16 protein-coding genes are annotated in these 21470 nt (G+C 44.8%); 13 read left to right on the plus strand and 3 right to left on the minus strand.

The features are described 5' to 3' along the window. Window positions 1-305 precede the first annotated feature (305 nt). Window positions 306-4061 (plus strand): 5'-nucleotidase C-terminal domain-containing protein, encoded by a 3756-nt coding sequence (locus tag LRR81_RS13160; RefSeq protein ID WP_231789919.1) that lies wholly within the window; start codon window positions 306-308, stop codon window positions 4059-4061. Between the two features lie 447 nt (window positions 4062-4508). Here LRR81_RS13160 and LRR81_RS13165 read toward each other — a convergent pair whose 3' ends face one another. Beyond that, complete coding sequence (locus LRR81_RS13165; protein WP_231789834.1) at window positions 4509-5417, minus strand: RluA family pseudouridine synthase; 909 nt, start codon at window positions 5415-5417, stop codon at window positions 4509-4511. 121 nt (window positions 5418-5538) lie between these two features. On the opposite strand from LRR81_RS13165, the gene LRR81_RS13170 reads away from it, so the two are divergent. Beyond that, on the plus strand, window positions 5539-5931 hold the full coding sequence (locus LRR81_RS13170; protein WP_231789835.1) for a DUF5365 family protein: 393 nt from the start codon (window positions 5539-5541) through the stop codon (window positions 5929-5931). A gap of 30 nt (window positions 5932-5961) precedes the next feature. Here LRR81_RS13170 and LRR81_RS13175 read toward each other — a convergent pair whose 3' ends face one another. Continuing rightward, window positions 5962-6387 (minus strand): disulfide oxidoreductase, encoded by a 426-nt coding sequence (locus tag LRR81_RS13175; protein WP_231789836.1) that lies wholly within the window; start codon window positions 6385-6387, stop codon window positions 5962-5964. 156 nt (window positions 6388-6543) lie between these two features. Between LRR81_RS13175 and LRR81_RS13180 the strand changes: the two genes are divergently transcribed. The 3 genes from LRR81_RS13180 (at window position 6544) to LRR81_RS13190 (ending at window position 10275) form a co-directional block, all read left to right on the plus strand. After that, window positions 6544-7539: a LacI family DNA-binding transcriptional regulator gene (locus LRR81_RS13180; protein WP_231789837.1), complete on the plus strand. Its 996-nt coding sequence runs from the start codon at window positions 6544-6546 to the stop codon at window positions 7537-7539. A 13-nt stretch (window positions 7540-7552) separates the two neighbouring features. Then, window positions 7553-9232 carry a glycoside hydrolase family 13 protein gene (locus tag LRR81_RS13185; protein ID WP_231789838.1) on the plus strand — a complete coding sequence of 560 codons (1680 nt, stop codon included), beginning with the start codon at window positions 7553-7555 and terminating at the stop codon, window positions 9230-9232. A gap of 473 nt (window positions 9233-9705) precedes the next feature. Then, window positions 9706-10275 carry a transposase gene (locus LRR81_RS13190; protein ID WP_231789839.1) on the plus strand — a complete coding sequence of 190 codons (570 nt, stop codon included), beginning with the start codon at window positions 9706-9708 and terminating at the stop codon, window positions 10273-10275. Between the two features lie 349 nt (window positions 10276-10624). On the opposite strand, the gene LRR81_RS13195 is transcribed toward LRR81_RS13190, so the two are convergent. Next, entirely contained in the window at window positions 10625-11221 is a 597-nt protein-coding gene (locus LRR81_RS13195; protein ID WP_231789840.1) for a TetR/AcrR family transcriptional regulator, read from the minus strand. A 135-nt stretch (window positions 11222-11356) separates the two neighbouring features. Between LRR81_RS13195 and LRR81_RS13200 the strand changes: the two genes are divergently transcribed. The 8 genes from LRR81_RS13200 to LRR81_RS13235 all read left to right on the plus strand — a co-directional run bounded on the left by LRR81_RS13200 (window position 11357) and on the right by LRR81_RS13235 (window position 21430). Then, entirely contained in the window at window positions 11357-11791 is a 435-nt protein-coding gene (locus LRR81_RS13200) for a CBS domain-containing protein (RefSeq protein ID WP_408631606.1), read from the plus strand. 103 nt (window positions 11792-11894) lie between these two features. Continuing rightward, a complete protein-coding gene (locus LRR81_RS13205; RefSeq protein ID WP_231789920.1) occupies window positions 11895-12560 on the plus strand; it encodes an HAD family hydrolase in 666 nt (221 codons plus the stop codon). 57 nt (window positions 12561-12617) lie between these two features. After that, window positions 12618-14168, plus strand: coding sequence for a carbon-nitrogen hydrolase family protein (locus LRR81_RS13210; RefSeq protein ID WP_231789842.1), 1551 nt, complete (start codon window positions 12618-12620; stop codon window positions 14166-14168). A gap of 53 nt (window positions 14169-14221) precedes the next feature. Further along, window positions 14222-14788 carry a glycerol-3-phosphate responsive antiterminator gene (locus LRR81_RS13215; RefSeq protein ID WP_231789843.1) on the plus strand — a complete coding sequence of 189 codons (567 nt, stop codon included), beginning with the start codon at window positions 14222-14224 and terminating at the stop codon, window positions 14786-14788. A gap of 192 nt (window positions 14789-14980) precedes the next feature. Continuing rightward, window positions 14981-15814: an MIP/aquaporin family protein gene (locus LRR81_RS13220; protein ID WP_231789844.1), complete on the plus strand. Its 834-nt coding sequence runs from the start codon at window positions 14981-14983 to the stop codon at window positions 15812-15814. Window positions 15815-15843: 29 nt separating this feature from the next. Continuing rightward, a complete protein-coding gene (gene glpK, locus LRR81_RS13225; protein ID WP_231789845.1) occupies window positions 15844-17334 on the plus strand; it encodes a glycerol kinase GlpK in 1491 nt (496 codons plus the stop codon). A 153-nt stretch (window positions 17335-17487) separates the two neighbouring features. After that, window positions 17488-19170, plus strand: a complete 1683-nt coding sequence (locus tag LRR81_RS13230; protein ID WP_231789846.1) for a glycerol-3-phosphate dehydrogenase/oxidase — start codon at window positions 17488-17490, stop codon at window positions 19168-19170. A 514-nt stretch (window positions 19171-19684) separates the two neighbouring features. Then, window positions 19685-21430 (plus strand): phospho-sugar mutase, encoded by a 1746-nt coding sequence (locus LRR81_RS13235; RefSeq protein ID WP_231789847.1) that lies wholly within the window; start codon window positions 19685-19687, stop codon window positions 21428-21430. The last annotated feature ends 40 nt before the right edge of the window (window positions 21431-21470 follow it).

Genomic DNA, 21470 nt, shown 5'->3' on the forward strand with positions numbered 1-21470 from the left:
GGACTCCTCCTTAAATACTAAACGGATCCTGCATCTTATAGTTCAATAGCTTAACTCGCTAAGTAGGTGAAAAGACCGTTTCTGCCAGAAATTTTAATCCTTCAACTTAGTTATATCGACACATTTTTGCTATTATTTACTTTTATTAACGAAATTTTACAATATTTTAATAGTTTTTATATATTCCTCCTTTATGATGGATGATGTATCGACTATCTAAAAGGAGGAAAAAAATGAAGCACAATTCTGTGAAAAAAGGCATGCTTTTTTTATTCATTTTTATGCTGACTGTTCCTGGGGTGCTGATGAATTTTTCAAACCAGGCTTCTGCTGAAACCGCTGTCAAGACGGTGGCTGAAGCAATTGCCAATAATTCTGGTACAGCTGCAGTCGAGGGGTATGTTGTAGCGCATACGAAAGGGACGAAGAGCTATAATTTCCAAGCTCCATTTGGTGATGATTACAATTTTGCATTGGCCGACTCTCCAACTGAGAAAGATTCTGCGAAACTGCTGCCAGTACAAATTCCATCCTCCTTCAGAAGCCAGTTTGGCTTGAAAACCAACCCTGCGTTAATCGGGCAAAAGGTGCGCGTAACAGGAAGCCTTGAAGCATATTTTACTGTTCCGGGCCTGAAATCACCGACAGCCATTGAAAAGCTTGGCACTTCGACTGATCCAGGTCAGGATCCTGGCGGAAGCACCGGTAATGTTAAAATCAGCGATGCCAAGAAAAAGATCGGCCAAGAGGCAACCGTAACAGGGATTGTCACTGCTGATAATACGGCAATCGGCGGCGGTAAGCTGTCCACTTACATCCAGGATGAAACAGGCGGCATCAATGTGTTCGCACTCGATGCTTCCAAATATCCTGAATTGAAAGAAGGACAGGAAATTAAAGTAAAGGGTACGATTAAAGAATATAAAAAGCTGACAGAAATTGAACCTGCTGCCGGCGGAATTGAAGTGGTTAATCAGTCTAAGCCGCTTCCTGCAGCAAAGGAATTCACGATTAAAGATCTTCAGGATGCTGCAAAAGCAGAGCCTGTTGAAGGACAGCTTGTAAAAGTAAAAGGGTATGTGCAGTCTGTTCCTGAAACCGCTGCTGGCGGCGGCTACAATGTGTCCATTCTTGACAGCGAGTATAACAGTACAACTCTTCGCGTCATGGAAGGCACAAATGCCATTAAGAGCATCCAGCAGGGCAAATGGTACGAATTCACAGCGATTGCAAGCCAATATGATTCCTATCAGCTGCTTCCAAGAAAAGCAGAAGATATGAAACTATTGGATCCGCAGCCTGAAGCACCGCAAACAAAGGGTGAATACACGGCTAAAGTAGAAAGTATTGTAGACGGCGACACCATCCATTTGCAGACGCCTGTTCTTGGCACTGACAAAGTTCGCTACGTGAATATTGATACACCAGAAACGTACCACACTCCGAAAAATGAAGCAGATCAAAATCAAAAGGATTATGGCGAAAAAGCGAAAGCTTACTTAAATGAAATTCTAAGATCGGGCGATGACGTCATCGTGAAAGTCGGCGAAGAAGCGAAAGATGACTACGGCAGACTGCTTGCCCAAGTTATCCGCAAAAAGGATAATTTGAATACGAATCTTGAAATGGTGAAGAAGGGGTATGCTGCCACTTACTTTATCTGGCCTGTCGGCGATATGAAAGATTACGAAATGTTCCAGGCTGCTGTAAAAGAAGCGAAAGATCAGCACCTTGGAATCTGGGATGAAAAAAATCCATTGATGGAGCTTCCTTTTGCCTTCCGTGCGAGAGAGCAGGGGAAAGGCTTTACCCGCTATGTAGGCAATTCTGATACAAAGAAATACGTTGAGCCTGAAAAATGGGGAGATGTTCCGGTCGAAAAGCGAATTTTCTTCGCCAGCACAAATGAAGCAGAAGCAAACGGCTATACAAAAGCAGGCGATGAGCCGGCTCCTGAAGAGGGCAAGGTTTCCCTTCAGCTGCTTGGCATGAATGACCTTCATGGGAAAATTGACCAGTCCTATGCGCTTGATATTAACGGTGACGGAAAAAATGACGGTACGTATGGCCGCATGGACTATACGGCGGCTTATCTTAAGCAAAGAGCAGCAGACAATCCTAATACTCTTATAGTGCATGACGGCGATATGATCGGCGGAAGCTCGCCAGTATCGGCTCTGTTCCAGGACGAGCCGACTGTTGAAATGATGGAGAACATCGGCTTTGATGTCGGCGTTGTCGGGAATCATGAATTTGATGAAGGAACAGATGAATTAAAACGGATTTTAAACGGCGGCGAGCATCCTGAAGGCAAAGGAACAAAAGGCTATGACGGCCAAAACTTCCCTGAGCTTTGTGCGAACTGCAAATACAAATCTGACGGCAGCGATTTCCTGCCGCCATATGCCATTAAAGATGTGGATGGTGTAAAAGTCGGCTTTATCGGTGTGGTGACGAAATCTACAGCAGGTATCGTTATGCCTGAAGGAATCAAAGACATTACGTTTACAGATGAAACAGAAGCAGTGAACAAAGCAGCAAAAGAACTGGAAGCACAGGGCGTAAAATCCATCATTGTTCTTGCTCATATGGATGCAGAGCAAAAGGGTGATGTGATTACAGGCGACGCTGCCAACATGGCGAAAAATGTGGATGACGAAGTAGACGTGATTTTTGCCGGCCATAATCATATGGTTGATAATGGAACGGTCGATAACAAACTGATTGTCCAGGCATCTGAATACGGAAAAGCCATTTCTGATGTTGATTTGGAGATTGACAGAAAAACAGGTGATATTACAAAGAAAAATGGTGAAATCGTTTGGGTGGACCAAAGTAAAATCCAGCCTGATCCAGAGGTTGGCGCCATCCTGAAAAAATATCAGGATCTGTCAGCAGGCAAAATCAATGAAGTCGAAGGCGAAGCAGCAGCTGAAATTAAAGGCGGCTACGGCGTGAAAGGTCCTATCGGTGACAACGGCCTTGGAAATCTGATCGCAGACGGCATGAAGTATTACATGAAGAGTGATTTTGCGCTGATGAACGGCGGCGGAATCAGAGATGTGCTGAATGCAGGACCTGTTACATGGGGTGAGCTTTTCAACATTCAGCCTTTCGGAAACACATTGGTTAAGCTTGAAATCAAAGGGGCAGACCTTTACACGATCATGAATGCCCAGCTTTCGGCTCAATATGGTCCAGACTACAGCATTGGCGGCTTTACGTATACTTGGGACCCTGCAACAACGAAGGTAAAAGACATCTATTTGCCAAACGGTGAAGAGATCGATAGTAACGCAACTTACACTGTTACAGTCAACAACTTTATGGCAACAGCCACAAGCGGTAAATACCAGCCGATCGGCGAGCTTGGGAAAAATCCTGTTCAGGGTCCAGAAGACCTGACAGCAACCGTTGCCTATGTAAAAAGCCTGAAGAGCCCGTTCAACTACAAGGCTGAAGGAAGAATTTCAGATGATATCGCAGCACCTGTAACAACTGCTGAACTTTCCAAGCCGGATCTTGCAAACGGACATTACTCCAAGGAAGCTGTGCTGACGCTCTCAGCGCAGGATACTGGAACAGGCGTTGATAAAATTCAGTACAAACTCGGCAGCGGCGAATGGATGACTTACACAGAGCCAGTCAAACTGACGCAGGCCGGAGAGCAAAACGTTTCCTACCGTGCAATTGATAAAGTGCACAATGCAGAAGAAGCCAAAACAATCACAGCAGTCATTGAAGCAGAAGCTGAAAAAATCACATTCAAGGAACTGGTGACGCTTGTTGCCAATGCAAGAGCGAAGGCATCAGTCAAAGCAAACATTCTGGCACAGCTGGCAAAAGCTGAGCTGAACTTCGTGCTTGCTGATAAAATCCCTAGCTACCGCAGCCTATTCCAAAAAAGGGGACTGGATGAGCTGACTGACTTAGCGATGAGAATTCCACGCTACAAGGATAAGGACATCGTTCAGGAAGACCGCGAAGCGATTGTGAAAGCTATTAATCAGCTGATTGAACAGGAAAAAGCAGAGAAGAAGAGCAATACGAAAGCATCTTAATAGAAGGAGGGCAGCCTAGGAGGGCTGCCCTCTTGTTATTTATTTGTCTTGCGTGGAACCTGCAAATAAAAAGCTGAACCTGCAAATAAAAAGCTGAACCTGCAAATAAAAAGCTGAACCTGCAAATAAAAAGCTGAACCTGCACGTGAAAGTTCGAACCCGCAAATTTCCAATGCAACTTGCAGATAAAATTCCAAAACCTGCAAATAAAATTCGAAAAGCTGCAAATAAATCTCTCTAACCCGCATATAAACTTCGAAAATCAGTGATTTTCTTTAGTCAGATAAAGTAAAAATGAATGAAATAGCTGCAAAAGGGTTCATTTTTGGCTGAAAATCACTCAATACCACTGTTTTGCAAGTGGAAATCACCCAATATGGAGCAGCCAGCCATTGGCTGCAGGCAGCAGACCAGGAGGAGCATGCCCAGCGCTGCACTCCCGCTTATTTAAAAAATATCCCCAATCACATCTGCCATTTCTTCAGGGAAGGGTGCTCTGATGGTTAATGCTTCCCCTGTGAACGGATGGGTCAGGTTAATTTCTGCGGCGTGCAGCGCCTGGCTGCTGAACTGGGAATTTTCGCTTCCGTATAATTCATCGCCTGCGATTGGATTTCCTGCATGGCTCAGGTGCACCCTGATTTGGTGCGTTCTGCCTGTTTCAAGCTGCAGCTTCACGATGGTCAGCTTTTGCTCCCTGAGACCTTTGATTACTTCATAATGGGTAACAGCAGCCTGTCCGTTTTCTGATACTCTTTTTCTCGTCGGATGATGGCGGTCCTTGCCGATCGGATCGTTAAATGTCCCTTTTTTCCGGTGCAGCCTGCCTTCAGCGAGCGCGATGTATGTCCGCTTGATCAGGTGCTCCTGCAGGGCTTTATCGAGGAGCGTCTGAGCGAGGGCATGCTTGGCAAAGACGATCGCCCCTGATGTGTCCTGATCCAGTCTGTGAACCTGCCTGACTCTGCAATGCTGGCCAGTCATTTGATAATAAAATGCAAGCGCATTGGCAAAAGTGCCCTTTTGGTTTTGTTCATTCGGATGGGTTGCCATACCGGCTGGCTTATTGGCTATAAGAAGATGCTCGTCTTCAAAGAGCACTTCGATTTCTTTATACTCTGGCTGCAGGTCTTCCGTTTCTTCCGCAAACACATGAAGCAGAATCTGGTCGCCATCCTGTACAAGCGGATTGAAGTCGCCAAGTATTTCATTATTCCACTGAATAGCCCCAGTTTTCCTCCATTCCAAAATATTGGCTTTAGAGGCACCAATTACTTTCTGCAAATATTCATTTAAATAAACTGGGCCGTTTTTCAGCTCGGCTTTATATTCAAGCCATTCGCCTTTAATTTTCATTAAAGCACCTTCTTTCTTTATTACTGATCCATGCTGTCTAGGAAACACTTACCTCTAAAAACACTGCTTGAACGTATGCTATCCTTTTAATTATCAAGGTCAATTACAAAGGATGAGAATGATGAAAATCGTAACAGCTTCCACGGAAGAACAGGAAAAACATATTGAGGAACTGATCGGAAAAATATATGAGGACATCTTTCCTTTGCATTTTTCCAACGATGATATTGAAGAATTCAAAGAGCTTTCAATATTGCTGCCTGAAGAAAGTAAGCAATACTACAATGGCACAATTGAAGAAGCTTTTCAAATTATTTCAAGCCTGCAGACCCTTGTTGCGCTTTTAGAAAGCCCGAACTGCCAGATCGAAAGCAAATATCAGGATATGTACTACCGCAATATCCGTATTTTAAATGAATACGGCTTCGCGTTTCCGCTCTCCTTCGAACAGTTTCTCACGCGCAGAAACCAGCCTGGAACGCTGGGGAAAGCGGCGAATGACTGGATGATTTAATGGAAAAGCAGCCTCGGGGGCTGCTTTTTTTCATGCTCTTTCTGCTTTTAAAAGCAAAGTGCTGGAAACAGCGATAATGACAAATCCAATCAGCGCAAGCAGCGGAATTGTTATGACGCCGAACCAATTCAAATAATCATTGCCGCACGATACGACTCCGCACGACCCCGAATTTTGCTGCAAAAAAGGAATTTTTTGCTCGCCATAGTGGTAAAGAGAAATACAGGCTCCGGCAATTGACAATACGAGGGAGTAAATAGCCATGGTATACTCTTTTCTATAGAGAGCAATACCGAGAAGCAGCACCTGCGGATACATAAAGATTCTCTGAAACCAGCAAAGCTTGCAGGGAAGGAAATGCAGCACTTCTGAAAGATAGAGGCTTCCAAGCGTTGACACAATAGAAGCAATCCACGCGACGGCCAGCAAAAAGGAAGGGTTTTTCAATCTTGCCATAATTTCTCCTTGTTAGTCAGTTTTTATCTAAGAAAATTATAGTATGGGGAAAAAGTATTGTAAATTGGAAGAAAGTCATCTTATGAATTGACAACGTTTTCAACATTTCGATAAACTAATAACGTAAACGTTTACGTTTGAAAAGGATGAAGAAAAATGAAGCCAACGATAAAGGATGTCGCAAGAGAAGCGGGTGTTTCTGTTGCAACGGTCTCCCGTATTGTGAACGGTCTTCCCGGCTATTCAGAAGGAACCCGCAAAAAAGTTGCCGAGGTGATCGCTTCGTTGGGATACAAGCCGAATGCCGTTGCCCGAAACCTCGTCAACAGAAAAACGAATACAATCGGCGTTCTGCTGCCGCAAGTCTCTTCAAGCTTTTCAGCCAAACTTCTTCACGGAATTGAAGAAGAAGCACACATCCACCAATACAGCGTGATAATCTGCAACACAGATTCGAATGGAAAACGGACAATGGACTATTTAAATCTGCTGAGAGAAAAGCAGGTCGAAGGCATTTTGTTCGCCAGTGAAGCCAGAATTGACCAGTACGAGGAGGAAATTCTCGCATTAAAAATACCGGTACTTGCTGTTGATGCCTATTCTGAAAATATTCCCTACCTGAAAGTAAATGATCAGGAAGCGGCCTATGCTGCCGCTGAATATTTAATAAAAATGGGACATCAAAACATCGGAATGATCAGCGGAACAAAGGAAGATCCCATTTCCGGCGCACCCCGTGTCGCTGGATTTCTTCAAGCCCTTGCCGATCACGGCATTATGCCAGAACCGAATTTGATCGAGTACGGGGATTTTGGTTTTAAAAGCGGCTATGAAGCCATCACAAGGCTTATTGAGAAAAACCCTTTCTTAACAGCCATTTTCGCTGCAAGCGACGAAATGGCACTCGGCATCTTTTCCTATTGCTATGAAAAAGGCATTCATGTACCTGATGAGCTGTCGGTCATTGGATATGATGACACAGAAATGGCTGAAATGGCAGTGCCGCCGCTGACAACCATCCATCAGCCAATCCAGGAAATGGGGGCAGAAGCAGTGAGGAAGCTAATTACCCTCATTCAGGAAGAGCCTGTAGAAAGCAAGTATATGCCTTACTTTATAAAAGAAAGAAAATCAGTCAGAAGACTGAGCTAAAGGAGAGAGAAAAATGGAGAAACAATGGTGGAAAGAAGCGGTCGTCTATCAAATTTATCCGCGGAGCTTTAAGGACTCGAACGGGGACGGAATCGGGGACATCAAAGGCATCATTTCAAAGCTTGATTACCTGCAGGAGCTTGGAGTGGATGTTGTCTGGCTCTCACCTGTCTATAAATCGCCAAACGATGACAACGGCTATGATATCAGCGACTACAGAGACATTATGGATGAATTCGGTACAATGGCAGACTGGGAGGAAATGCTCCAGGAAATGCACAAGCGCGGCATCAAGCTCATGATGGACCTTGTGGTGAACCATACATCTGATGAACATGGCTGGTTTCTTGAATCCAAATCATCAAAAGACAGCGAGTATCGCAACTACTACATTTGGCGCCCAGGAAAAAACGGCAGGGAACCCAACAACTGGGAATCCGTCTTCAGCGGCTCTGCGTGGAAATATGACGAAGCAACAGATGAATACTTTTTGCACATCTTTTCCAAAAAACAGCCTGACCTAAACTGGGAAAATGTAAAAGTCAGACAGGAAGTATACGATATGATGAAATTCTGGATCGACAAAGGCGTTGACGGGTTCCGGATGGACGTCATCAACTTTATCTCAAAAGTAGAAGGACTGCCGGACGGAGAGCCTATTGAAGGAAGCGACTATGCCTCAGGCTCAGACTATTTCATGAACGGCCCGAAAATTCATGACTACCTGCAGGAAATGAATCAAAAAGTCCTGTCTGGTAATGGCCTCATCACAGTAGGCGAAATGCCCGGCGTATCGCCTGAAGAAGGCATTCTCTACACAGACTCATCCAGAAATGAACTCAACATGGTTTTTCAATTTGAACACATGGACCTCGACACTGTTCACGGCCAAAACAAATGGCACTACAAAGACCTTGACCTGAAAGACCTCAAAACAACCATGACCAAATGGCAAAAAGGCCTTGAAGGAAAAGGGTGGAACAGCCTGTACTGGAACAACCACGACCAGCCAAGAATTGTGTCCCGCTTCGGCGACGACGGCAAGTACCGGGTAAAATCAGCCAAAATGCTCGCAACCTGCCTGCACATGATGCAGGGAACACCGTATATTTACCAGGGTGAAGAACTCGGAATGACAAATGTCAAATACGATGACATCACCTTCTACAAAGATATTGAAACACTTAACATGTACAACGAGCGCGTCAATGACAAACAGGAAGCCCCAGAAGAAATCATGGCCTCCATTTACCGAAAAGGCCGCGATAACGCCCGGACACCTGTCCAATGGGACAGCACAGAAAACGGAGGCTTCACAGAAGGAACACCATGGCTCGGCGTGAACCCGAACTATACTGAAATCAATGCCGCACAGGCATTAGAAGACAAAGACTCTGTCTTCCACTACTATAAAAAATTGATCCAGCTTAGAAAGCAGCACGACATCATCGTTTACGGCACTTATGATCTCCTTCTTGAAGAACATCCGGAAATTTTTGCCTATACGAGAACACTTGGAGATGAAAAACTCCTCGTAGTGACAAATTTCTCGGGAAATAATCCGGTCTTTACTGTGCCGGAACAGATAAAAGGAAGCTATGAGCTGCTGATCAGCAACGGCGTATCGGGTGGCGATATGCCGTCAGAAATAGAACTGGAGCCTTGGGAAGCAAGAGTTTATAAATCGAAATAGATAAAAGGGCTGACGTATGTCAGCCCTGTCTTTTTCACCTTTTCACTTAGGCGCCTGTCCCCCAATACTGCAGTGAACAAAAGACGTGGCACTTACTTTTAAAACCCTTGTTAACACTTGCTTTGTGATCCCTAGTCCATGTCCTCCATCACTTTAACGGAACAGGGGACAGACACTGCAGTACTATGTCCTGTCCCCAACTCTGCTAAAGTAATAAAGATATGTCCCCCCTTTTAATAGATCCTTTTATAGCAAGGCTTCAGAATAATGTCTCTGTCCCCCACTACTTTAAAGAGAAGAAGGACAGGGCCCCTATTTTTTTAGTGCCTGTCCCTCAATGAAGTGATGAATTAACGTATTAACTAATCAATTTACTAAAGGTTTTTTTCGGGAGAATTTGGAGGTAAAGGAGGAAATCGGTCGCTCTATGGAGAAATAACTCATGTAAAAATAATAAGGAAAGGGGCCATTGAATGTCTCGGAAACCAAGATCTTCAGAGCCTGGCTTAATTTATCACATTATAGCAAGAGGAAATAGGAAAGCACCGCTTTTTCTGCACCCTGCAGATTGGCAAAAATATTTAGATCTCCTTGAAATGACACGCGAAAGATTCCCCTTCAATCTCCACGCTTATTGCCTTATGAGCAACCACATTCATCTGCTGCTGGAAACTAACGAATCTCCTCTCGGTGATATTTTTCAAATGCTTCACTCAAAATATGCTATTTATTTTAACCACAAATATCAATACACAGGTCATTTGTTTGAAGGCAGGTTTAAATCGCTGCCGATCAAAGACAATCGACAATATCTAGATGTGAGTGCGTATATTCATTTAAATCCGGTAGAGGCTAAAATTGTTCATTATGCACAAGATTACAAATGGAGCAGCTACCGCTCCCTGATCTTCAAACAAAAGAATCCTCATATTTTTAAGGAGCAGCTGTTGTCTCATTTTCCTCATCCGAAGGAAATCAGCTACCAAAGGTATGTTGAAAAGATCGCCTGGTTAAATGCTAATAAAAAGGCAAATATCAAATAATTCAAAAAGACAGCGGCATCGCTGTCTTTTTTGCTTTAAACTACTGGGGGCCAGGTGCTTCAATAATCGGTAACCTGTCCCTCAGTAATTTACTGTATTAAAGATATGTCCCCTATTGTATTAGCTGTTGATCTATAGCCTTTAATTTGGTGCACCTTGTGTCCTCCTGTCCTTTAGCGTACAAGAGGACAGGTGCGCCTATATAGGTACCTGTCCCTCACTCTGCTACAGGATAAAAGCTGTGTCCCTGCTTGCCAAATGCTGTGCAATTAAAGGGCTTGGAGAGCAGTGTACCTGGCCTTTTTTACTTTAAAGGAGTGAGGGTCAGGTCCAGAGGTAGGTTTGATTTTTACCGCTTCCGTCCTGCAACCCCATAAAAAAACAGCTTCAATAACTCCCTTGTTATCTGATTTCGTTTTCCCGGCTGAATAAAAAACTCTGGGTGCTTATGAACTTCATTCGTGTACATATTTAAATAGAACATGACGGTTTCAAAAGAAAGCTCCTCTTGGATCATGCCGGCTTTCTTTCCCTGTTCTATAAACTTGCTGAAAAAAGGTCCGGTATGGTTAGCTTCAAAATCGATGATCAGCTGTTTAATGTCTCCTTGGTCGCTGATAAGGTAGGTGTAGAAGTCATCATTAAAGGCTTCAGACAATTCCATTTTATGCTGAATGAGCCATTCAATTTTTTCGTGAAAAGGAATGTCCTTTTCAAGCAGGTCATTGTAAAGCGTCATCTGTTCTTCGAATAAATGCTTCAGCACATCCAAAAGCAGGGCTTCTTTGCTGCCAAAGTAGTTGTAAATGGTGACTTGGGAGACTTTTGCCTGTTTAGCAATTTCCTGGATGTTGACTTTTTGGACGCCATATTTGGCAAAAAGCATTTGGGCGGTTTTGCGGATTTGTTCCATTTTGGTTTGGCGTCTTCGTTCGAATCCGTTCATGAGTTCACCTCTTTTTTTATAGTATAGAAAGTAATGAAAGAATTCAACGAATGGAGTTCATCATTTCATAACTAACTGCGTATTTTTTCCTCTGTTATTCTGCCGGGGTTGGTTCATACTAATGGCTGAAAGGGGATGTTGAGATTGAATACATTACAAAATGTGATGTCAAAAAACGTCATTTCTGTTTCTTCTAACCAATCGATTGAGGAAGCAGCTTCTTTGATGAGCCAGCACAATATCGGTGCCATTCCGGTTGTGGACAATGGTGCGCTTCAGGGAATCATTACAGACCGCGATATTACGCTTCGTTCTACGGCAAAGGGCAAAGGGGACCAGACACCTGTTTCACAGGTTATGTCACGTGATATTGTTTCCGGAAATTCTTCCATGAGTATGGAGGAAGCAGCCCAGCTGATGAGCGATAAGCAGATTCGCCGTCTTCCTGTAGTGGATAACAACAACCTTGTCGGCATGGTGGCTCTTGGGGACCTTTCTACAAGCAAGGCGTCCGATGAGTCGGCAGGACATGCCCTTTCAAACATTTCAGAGCAAAACCACACTTCTTAACGGCTGAAAAGCACTTGCTCTTTTTTAGGCAAGTGCTTTTCTTTTCGATAAATTTTGCTTCATAATAGAAGGTGTAATGTAAGGAAAGAAGGAGATGATGAGGTTGATTAAAGCGGTTGTGTTTGATTTTGACGGATTGATTATGGATACAGAAAGCAGGGAGTACGAGGCGCTCCAGGAAATTTTCAAGGAGCATGAGTCAGATCTGCCGCTTTCGGTTTGGGGAAAGGGAATTGGAACCCATTCAGGATTTGATCCGTTTACATATTTGGAGGAGCAGATAGAGCAGAAGCTTGACAGGGATGAGCTGCGGAAAAATTGGATGAGCCGATTCGAGGAGAGCATTGCCAAGGAAAAAGCGCTGCCTGGTGTAGAGGGGTATCTTGCAGCGGCAAAGGAACTTGGACTGAAAATCGGGCTTGCTTCAAGCAGCCGGTATGACTGGGTATCGCGCCATTTGAAGCATATTGGCCTCTTTGAACATTTCGAGTGCATCAAAACAGCTGATGATGTGGAAAAGGTGAAGCCGGATCCGGCGCTTTATCTTGAGGCAGCGGCTTGTCTTGGCGTTAAACCGGAGGAATGCCTGGCATTTGAGGATTCTGTAAATGGTTCGATGGCAGCAAAGGCAGCCGGAATGAAGTGCGTTATTGTGCCGAACAGTGTGACGAAGGAGCTGGAGTTTAAGGATTTCGATCATCGCCTTGAATCGATGGCAGAAATGGAGCTGGAAGCGCTGCTTGAGGCAGTGAGTCAGCAGAAGGGTTAATTTTTCGGCTGTTTCGGGTAAAGTCATCCATTGAATCATCTTAAAGGAGTGGCACTCATGTCTGAGGAATTAGACTTAAAGAAGTTTGAGAAAAAAATGATTATCCGCACGATACAATATAAGGATATTAAAGATATTATTTCGCTGCAGGAGCGCTGTTTTCCTGGGATGGAGCCCTGGAAGCCGGAGCATTTGGAGAGCCATCTGGAGCATTTCCCGGAAGGGCAGTTTTGCGCGGAGTACGAGGGGAAAATCATTGGCACGTGTTCCAGCCTGCTTGTGAATTTTGATGAATATGATGACAGGCATTCCTGGGATGATATTACGGACAATGGCTATATAACCAACCACAATCCGGACGGCTATAATATGTACGGAATTGAAGTGATGGTTGATCCTGATTACAGAAGAATGAAGATCGGATACCGCTTGTATGAGGCGCGGAAAGAGCTTGCCAGGATGCTGAATTTGAAGAGCATTATCATCGGAGGGCGAATCCCGAATTACCACAAGTATGCGGGTGAATTTTCACCGCGGGAGTATGTGGAAGAGGTTATTCACCATAAAATTTATGATCCTGTGCTGTCTTTTCAACTGATGAATGAATTCACTCTGATGCGGATCAATCCGAATTACCTTGAAGATGATCTTGCTTCCAATAAGTATGCGACACTGCTTGAGTGGAACAATGTGGATTATCACCCAAGCTCAAAGCGCTACTTTAAGACGTCCTTCCCAGTCCGGATTTGCGTTGTGCAGTATCAGATGAAGCTGATCAGTTCGTTTGAGGAGTTTGCGACACAAGTGGAGTATTACACAGATGTGGCAGCAGATGCCGGCGCAGATTTCGCTGTGTACCCGGAATTGTTTACAACACAGCTGATGTCTTTTGCCAACGAAAAAACGCCAAGTCTTTCCATCAGAAGGCTGACGGAATTTACGGAGGAGTACATCAATCTGTTCACAGATCTTGCTGTGAAATACAACATCAACATTATTGGCGGCTCTCATGTTGTGGAAGAGGAAGACGGGAATATTTACAATATCGCTTATCTCTTCAGAAGAGACGGAACGATCGAGAAGCAGTATAAGATCCATATTACGCCGAATGAGCGGAAATGGTGGGGCATCAGCCCTGGTGATGATGTAGAAGTATTTGATACAGACTGCGGCAAAATTGCGATCCAGATCTGCTACGATATTGAGTTTCCTGAGCTTGCCCGGATTGCGACGGATAAAGGAGCAAAAATCATTTTCACGCCTTTCTGCACAGAGGACAGGCAGGGCTACTTGCGCGTCCGCTATTGCGCGCAGGCAAGGGCTGTTGAGAATCAGGTGTATACCGTCATTTCCGGAACAGTCGGCAACCTGCCGCAAACGGAAAACATGGATATTCAATATGCGCAGTCAGCCATTTTTGCGCCGTCAGATTTTGAATATGCGAGAGACGGCATTGTCGGGGAGTGCAACCCGAACATTGAGATGGTAGTGATCGGTGACGTAGATCTTGAGATCCTGCGACGCCAGCGTCAGTCCGGTACAGTCCGGCAGCTTCGCGACAGAAGGAAGGATTTGTATTCCATCCAGTATCATGAAACCAGAAAGTAAAACCAGCCCGGCTTCCCGCCGGGTTTTCTATAGTGATAAGGAGAGTGCCGGCCATGTTTAACGATCAGAAAGTGCTGCCTGCTGTCCGGAACATGAAGCAGTTTGAGCGGTTCCTGGAAAGCCCTTTTGTTTATGGAGTTTTGCTGGACACTCATTTAGGACAGCTGAAAGGCATTATGAAAGCAGCTGATGCGGCGAAAAAGAAGATGCTGATTCATATTGATTTGATTCACGGGCTGAAAAATGATGACTATGCAGCTGAATTTATTTGCCAGGAAATAAAGCCGGCAGGAATTATTTCAACGAGATCCGCTGTAGTCAATAAAGCGAAGCAGCGGGGAATTACGGCTGTACAGCGTTTATTTCTGCTTGATACAAACGCGATGAAAAAAAGCCTTGATTTGATTATCAGAACAGAGCCCGATTATATTGAAGTGCTGCCGGGCCTTGTTCCGGAATTAATAGAAGAGGTCAGCAGCCATACGAGGATCCCTCTTTTGGCAGGAGGGTTTGTCAAAACACAGGAGCATGCAGAAAAAGCTCTTTCTGCCGGTGCTGTGGCAGTCACCTCATCGTGCACGAAACTTTGGTCCTTTTACGAGGAAAAATATTCCAAATAATTAGATAAATTGTTTGACAACGTTTTCAGATAGCGTTACCATACAAGTAAGTTAATATTTGTGACGGAGAATTGGAGATCCACAGTAATGCCTTAAAAGTTTATTTTATAAGGCTTATTGTGGATTTTTTTCTTTAAATCAATGGAAAATGTTCTCCCCGCAAACAAATTAAAGAGCATGGAGGGATGCTGTATGTCTGCATTTTGGGCAGAGGTTATTGGAACAATGGTGCTGATCGTCCTTGGCGGCGGTGTTTGCGCCGGGGTAAATTTGAAAAAATCTTTTGCGGAAGGCTCTGGATGGATTGTCATTACATTTGGATGGGGCCTTGGTGTAGCAATGGCTGTCTATGCAACAGGCCAGATCAGCGGCGGGCATTTCAACCCTGCTGTGACATTGGCGCTTGCGCTTACAGGCGATTTCCCGTGGGCTGATGTGCCGCTTTATCTGATTGCGCAAATGATCGGTGCCTTTCTCGGAGCCGTTATTGTGTATCTGCACTACCTGCCTCACTGGAGAGCTACAGAAGATCCGGCTGTAAAGCTTGGCGTTTTCTCCACAGGACCTGCGATTCCGAATGTTTTTGCCAACTTCCTCAGTGAAGTAATCGGAACGTTTATTTTAATAACAGGAATTCTCTCTTTTGGAGGGAATAAGTTTACAGACGGGTTAAATCCCTTGATTGTCGGCTTCCTAGTTGTCGCAATCGGACTTTCTCTCGGCGGTACAACTGGCTATGCGATCAATCCTGCTCGTGACCTTGGTCCAAGGATTGCACACTTTGTTTTGCCCATTGCCGGAAAGGGAACATCCAACTGGAGCTATGCCTGGATTCCTGTAGCTGGACCGCTTGCGGGAGGCGCTTTTGCAGCTGTCTTCTACCAGGCGGCATTTAAAGGAACAATCGGGCCTTCTTTCTGGATTGTAAGCGTTTTGCTCATAGTAATTCTTGTGGCAGTCTTTGCTGCAGACAGGAAAAATGCTGCATCCAGAATGAAATCACCCGTTTATAAAAAAAATGCGTAATGCTAAAAAATTTGCTGGAGGTATGATTTATGGAAAAGTACATTCTATCACTTGATCAAGGTACAACTAGCAGCAGAGCCATTCTTTTCAATAAAAAAGGTGAAATTGTTCATTCATCACAAAAAGAATTTAAGCAGTATTTTCCAAAGCCAGGCTGGGTAGAGCATAATGCAAACGAAATCTGGGGCAGCATTCTGGCTGTTATTGCAGGCTGTCTTTCAGAGTCAGGCATTGCGCCGGAGCAAATTGCCGGGATTGGAATTACGAACCAAAGGGAAACAACAGTAGTGTGGGATAAAAATACTTCAAGGCCGATCTACAATGCGATTGTATGGCAATCCAGACAGACTGACGGCATCTGTGATGAGCTTCAGGAAAAAGGATACGGCGATACAATCAGAGAAAAAACAGGGCTTTTGATTGACGCTTATTTTTCAGGAACGAAAGTAAAATGGATCCTTGACAATGTAGAAGGTGCGCGGGAGAAAGCAGAAGCGGGAGATCTTTTGTTTGGAACAATTGATTCCTGGCTTATTTGGAAGCTTTCAGGAGGCAAGGCCCATGTGACAGATTATACGAATGCATCCAGAACGCTGATGTACAACATCCATGAACTGAAATGGGATGAAGAGCTTCTTGAAATCCTGAATGTGCCGAAATCCATGCTTCCGGAAGTAAAGCAGAGCTCTGAAATTTATGCCACTACAGCCGGCTATCATTTCTTTAATTTGGAAGTTCCGATCGCAGGCGCGGCAGGAGATCAGCAGGCCGCCCTTTTCGGACAGGCATGCTATAAGGAAGGCATGGCGAAAAATACGTATGGGACAGGCTGTTTCATGCTGATGAATACAGGCGAAAAAGCGATGAAATCAGAGCACGGTCTTTTGACGACCATCGCCTGGGGTGCAGACGGCAAGGTCGAATATGCGCTTGAAGGCAGTATTTTCGTTGCAGGCTCTGCCATTCAGTGGCTCCGAGACGGCATGCGAATGCTGAAAAACTCCAAAGACAGCGAGGATTATGCGAAAAGAGTAGAGTCTACAGATGGCGTATATGTCGTACCTGCCTTTGTAGGTCTAGGCACTCCTTATTGGGACAGCAAAGTCAGAGGAGCTGTCTTCGGACTGACAAGAGGAACAGAGAAAGAGCATTTCATCAGAGCCACATTAGAATCTCTTGCCTACCAGACAAAGGATGTGCTGGATGCGATGGAAGCTGATTCCGGCATTCCTGTTAAACTGCTCCGCGTTGACGGCGGTGCTGTAAAGAATGACTTCCTGATGCAGTTCCAAAGCGACCTTCTCGACGTTCCCGTAGAACGGGCAGCTGTCAATGAAACAACAGCTCTTGGTGCGGCCTACCTGGCAGGACTTGCGGTCGGTTATTGGAAGGACAAAGAAGAAATTGCAGAACTGTGGAACTCAGATAAGAAGTTTGAGCCGGTTATGGAAGAAAAGAACCGGGAAGAACTGTATGGCGGCTGGAAGAAAGCAGTCAAAGCAGCTCAAGCTTTTAAATAATGCATAGATATGCTATACTAAGGTCAAGTTAATAATAGGACGGTTGGAGAGTAGGAGAGACCGCAGCACTAGAGCAAAGTGAATATTTTGCTTTAGGTTGTTGCGGTCTCTTTTTGTTTTTTCATCCGGTCATTTATAGGAGGCGGAAGACGAATGGTCCAACATTTTTCCAGTTTGCAGCGAGATGAATTTTTCAAAGAAATGACAAAAGAGAAATATGATTTGTTTGTTATCGGCGGCGGCATAACAGGTGCCGGCATCGCGCTCGATGCCGCATCCCGCGGGATGAGAGTGGCATTAGCGGAAATGCAGGACTTCGCGGCAGGCACATCAAGCCGTTCAACAAAGCTTGTTCATGGCGGGCTCCGCTATTTAAAACAATTTGAAGTAAAAATGGTGGCTGAAGTCGGCAAAGAGCGTGCGATCGTGTATGAAAACGGACCGCATGTCACTACTCCTGAATGGATGCTTCTGCCTATGCATAAAGGCGGCACCTTCGGGAAATTTTCAACAAGCATCGGACTGAGAGTTTATGATACGCTGGCTGCCGTTAAACGCGGAGAGCGCAGGAAAATGCTGAACGTAAAAGAAACGCTGAACAAAGAACCTCTTATCAAGCATAAAGGCTTAAAAGGCGGCGGATATTACGTCGAATACCGTACAGATGATGCCCGCCTGACAATCGAAGTCATGAAGGAAGCCGTCCGATTTGGCGCTCTTCCGGCAAACTATGCTAAAGTTGAAGGCTTCCTTTATGAAAAAGGCAAAGTAATCGGGGTCACACTGAGGGACATGCTGACAGATAAAACGTATGAAATTTTTGCCGATAAAATTGTCAACGCAGCAGGTCCATGGGTTGATACCCTGCGGGAAAAAGACCACAGCAAAACTGGCAAGCACCTGCAAATGACGAAGGGCATTCACCTTGTTTTCGACCAGGCTGACTTCCCGCTGAAGCAGGCTGTCTATTTTGACACACCTGACAAACGGATGGTCTTTGCGATTCCGCGTGAAGGCAAAACATATGTCGGCACAACAGACACGGTCTACAAGGAAGATCCAAAACATCCAAGAATGACGGTGGATGACAGAGATTATGTAATCAAATCCATTAACTTTATGTTCCCTGAACTGAATATTACGAAGGATCAAGTAGAATCCAGCTGGGCAGGCGTCAGACCGCTGATTTATGAAGAAGGCAAAGATCCTTCAGAAATTTCGCGTAAAGATGAAATCTGGACAAGCCAGTCTGGACTCATCACCATTGCAGGAGGGAAGCTTACAGGCTACCGCAAGATGGGCGAGCAAATCGTAAACCTTGTAGCCAGAAGACTGAAGGAAGAAACAGGCAAAACCTTCGGCGTCTGCAAAACAAAGCACATGCCTGTCTCCGGCGGACATGTCGGCGGATCCCTTGGTTTCAAAGCCTTTCACGAAACAAAAACAAGAGAAGGCATCAACCTTGGCCTGACGGAGAACCAGGCATCCATCATGTCCAGAAGGTACGGCTCCAACATCGATAAAGTATATGAAATCCTGCCGGAAGCAAGAAAATACGCTGACCAGTACGGCATGCCGGACTATGTCGCAGCAGAAGCCGAATACGCGATTACTGCAGAAATGACCGCAACCCCTGCCGACTTTTTCGTCAGAAGAACAGGCTCAGTCTACTTTGATATCAATTGGGCGATTAAATATAAAGAACCTGTAATCAACTTCATGGCAGACAGACTTGGCTGGACAGCTGAGCAGAAAGAAAGCTATACGAATGAGTTAAACACCTTGATCCACGACGCGCAAGTGCCGATTGAGAAAAAAGAAGAAGAGCATCATTGATGAGAGAGGGCTGCTTCCTGGAAGGGAGCAGCTTTTTAAATGATGCGGGAAAAATGAATTTTGAGAGCGGGAAAGTGAGTTTTTAATCGGCAAAAATACTTTGGACAGTAAAGTGCCTCGTTTGGACAGTAAACACCTTGTTTTCGCCAGTAAGAGTGCCATTTCCGACAGTAAAGTGCTGTACTCCGCCAGTAAACTTGGAAAAACGGACAGTAACGAAATTTGATCACATTCATCCCGGTGCAAAACGCTGTTTTCAAAAAGCAAAAACAAATTTTACAGCAAAGCCGGCTTTGAAAGAGCAGTGCATGACCAATTTTCAAAGGAAATACGTCCTGTTTTGAGTGAAAACTCACGACTGCAGACCCATTCAGAATTTTCCTGGATAATGCTCAGGGTTTTTTATGCTAAAATAATACACGTTCCCATTCATTTTGCAGGAAAATTGGGTATATATGAAGAAGAAGAAAGAATGGTGCAACATTTACATTTTTATATAATCGGGAGGTAAAGGATGAGCTGGAAAGAGAGCTACGAACGCTGGACAAATAAAAAAGACATTGATTCCGAATTGCTTGGCCTGCTTACTGAACATATGCATGATGAGAAATTCCTGGAGGACTCTTTCTACAAGAACCTCGAATTTGGTACAGGCGGCATGCGCGGGGAAATCGGCCCCGGCACAAACCGGATGAACATTTACACCGTGCGGAAGGCATCAGAAGGCCTTGCAAGATACATAGAATCCTTCGGAGAAGAAGCAAAAAAACGCGGTGTAGCGATCGCTTATGATTCCCGCCATAAATCTCCTGAATTTGCAATGGAATCAGCTAAAACCCTTGCATCGCACGGCATTCAAACATACGTATTTGACGAATTGCGCCCGACACCAGTGTTGTCCTTTGCGGTACGCCATTTGAACGCATTCTCCGGAATCGTTGTTACAGCAAGCCACAATCCGCCGGAGTATAACGGTTACAAAGTGTACGGTGACGACGGCGGCCAGCTTCCTCCTGCCCAGGCAGATGAAGTCATTGCCAAAGTGAACGAAATTGAAGACGAGCTCTCCATCGAAGTAAAGGATGAAGCGAGCTTGAAAGAAGCAGGCCTCATCAAAATCATCGGAGAAGAAATTGACGATGCTTACACAGAAAAGCTTCTTACCATCTCCATGAATGAAGAAGTGATCCCGAACAGTGATGTGAAAATTGTTTTTACACCGCTTCATGGTACAGCAAACAAGCCGGTACGCCGCGGATTAAGTGCTTTTGGTTACGAAAATGTAACAGTTGTCAAAGAACAGGAGCTTCCTGATCCGAACTTTTCAACCGTTAAATCTCCTAACCCTGAAGAGCACGCTGCATTTGAGCTTGCGATCAAAGAAGGAGAAAAAATCGATGCCGACATTCTGATTGCAACAGATCCTGATGCTGACAGACTTGGTGTTGCGGTGAAAAACGATGCCGGTGAATATACAGTATTAACAGGAAATCAGACAGGTGCCCTGCTGATGCACTATCTTCTTTCTGTGAAAAAAGAAAAAGGCATTCTGCCGGAAAACAGCATCATTATGAAAACGATTGTAACGTCCGAACTCGGCCGTGAAATCGCTGAATCATTTGATGTGGCAGCACTTGACACCTTAACAGGCTTCAAGTTTATCGGTGAAAAAATTAAAGAATACGAGCAAACAGGCGAGTACACGTTCCAATTTGGGTATGAGGAAAGCTACGGCTACCTGATCGGCGACTTTGCCCGTGACAAGGATGCTGTTCAGGCAGCATTGCTTGCTGTTGAAGTATGCTCTTACTACAAGAAAAAAGGCATGACCCTTTACGAAGGCCTGCTCAACATTTTTGCTGATTACGGCTTTTTCCGTGAAGGACTGAAATCCTTGACGCTGAAAGGCAAAGAAGGAGCAGAGCAGATCCAGGAAATCCTGTCAGCCTTCCGCGCCAACCCGCCGAAAGAAGTGGCAGGCAAGCAGGTAACCATTGCTGAAGACTACAAATCATCTGAACGCCATTTGATTGCTCTTGGCAATAACGAAACCATTGAGCTGCCAAAATCCAACGTTCTGAAATACTATTTGGAAGATGGCTCCTGGTTCTGCCTCCGTCCATCCGGCACTGAACCAAAAGTCAAATTCTACTTTGCTGTTAAAGGAACATCCCTTGAAGACAGCGAGCTTCGCTTGAAGCACCTTTCAGAAGGTGTCATGGGGCTTGTTGAGGATATTATTCAAAAGGCTGCGAAATAATTTGAAGAAAGCTGACCTATTTTGGGTCAGCTTTTTTTGG

Origin of the sequence: Metabacillus kandeliae (genome assembly GCF_021166585.1) — a bacterium.
GTDB lineage: Bacteria > Bacillota > Bacilli > Bacillales > Bacillaceae > Metabacillus_B > Metabacillus_B kandeliae.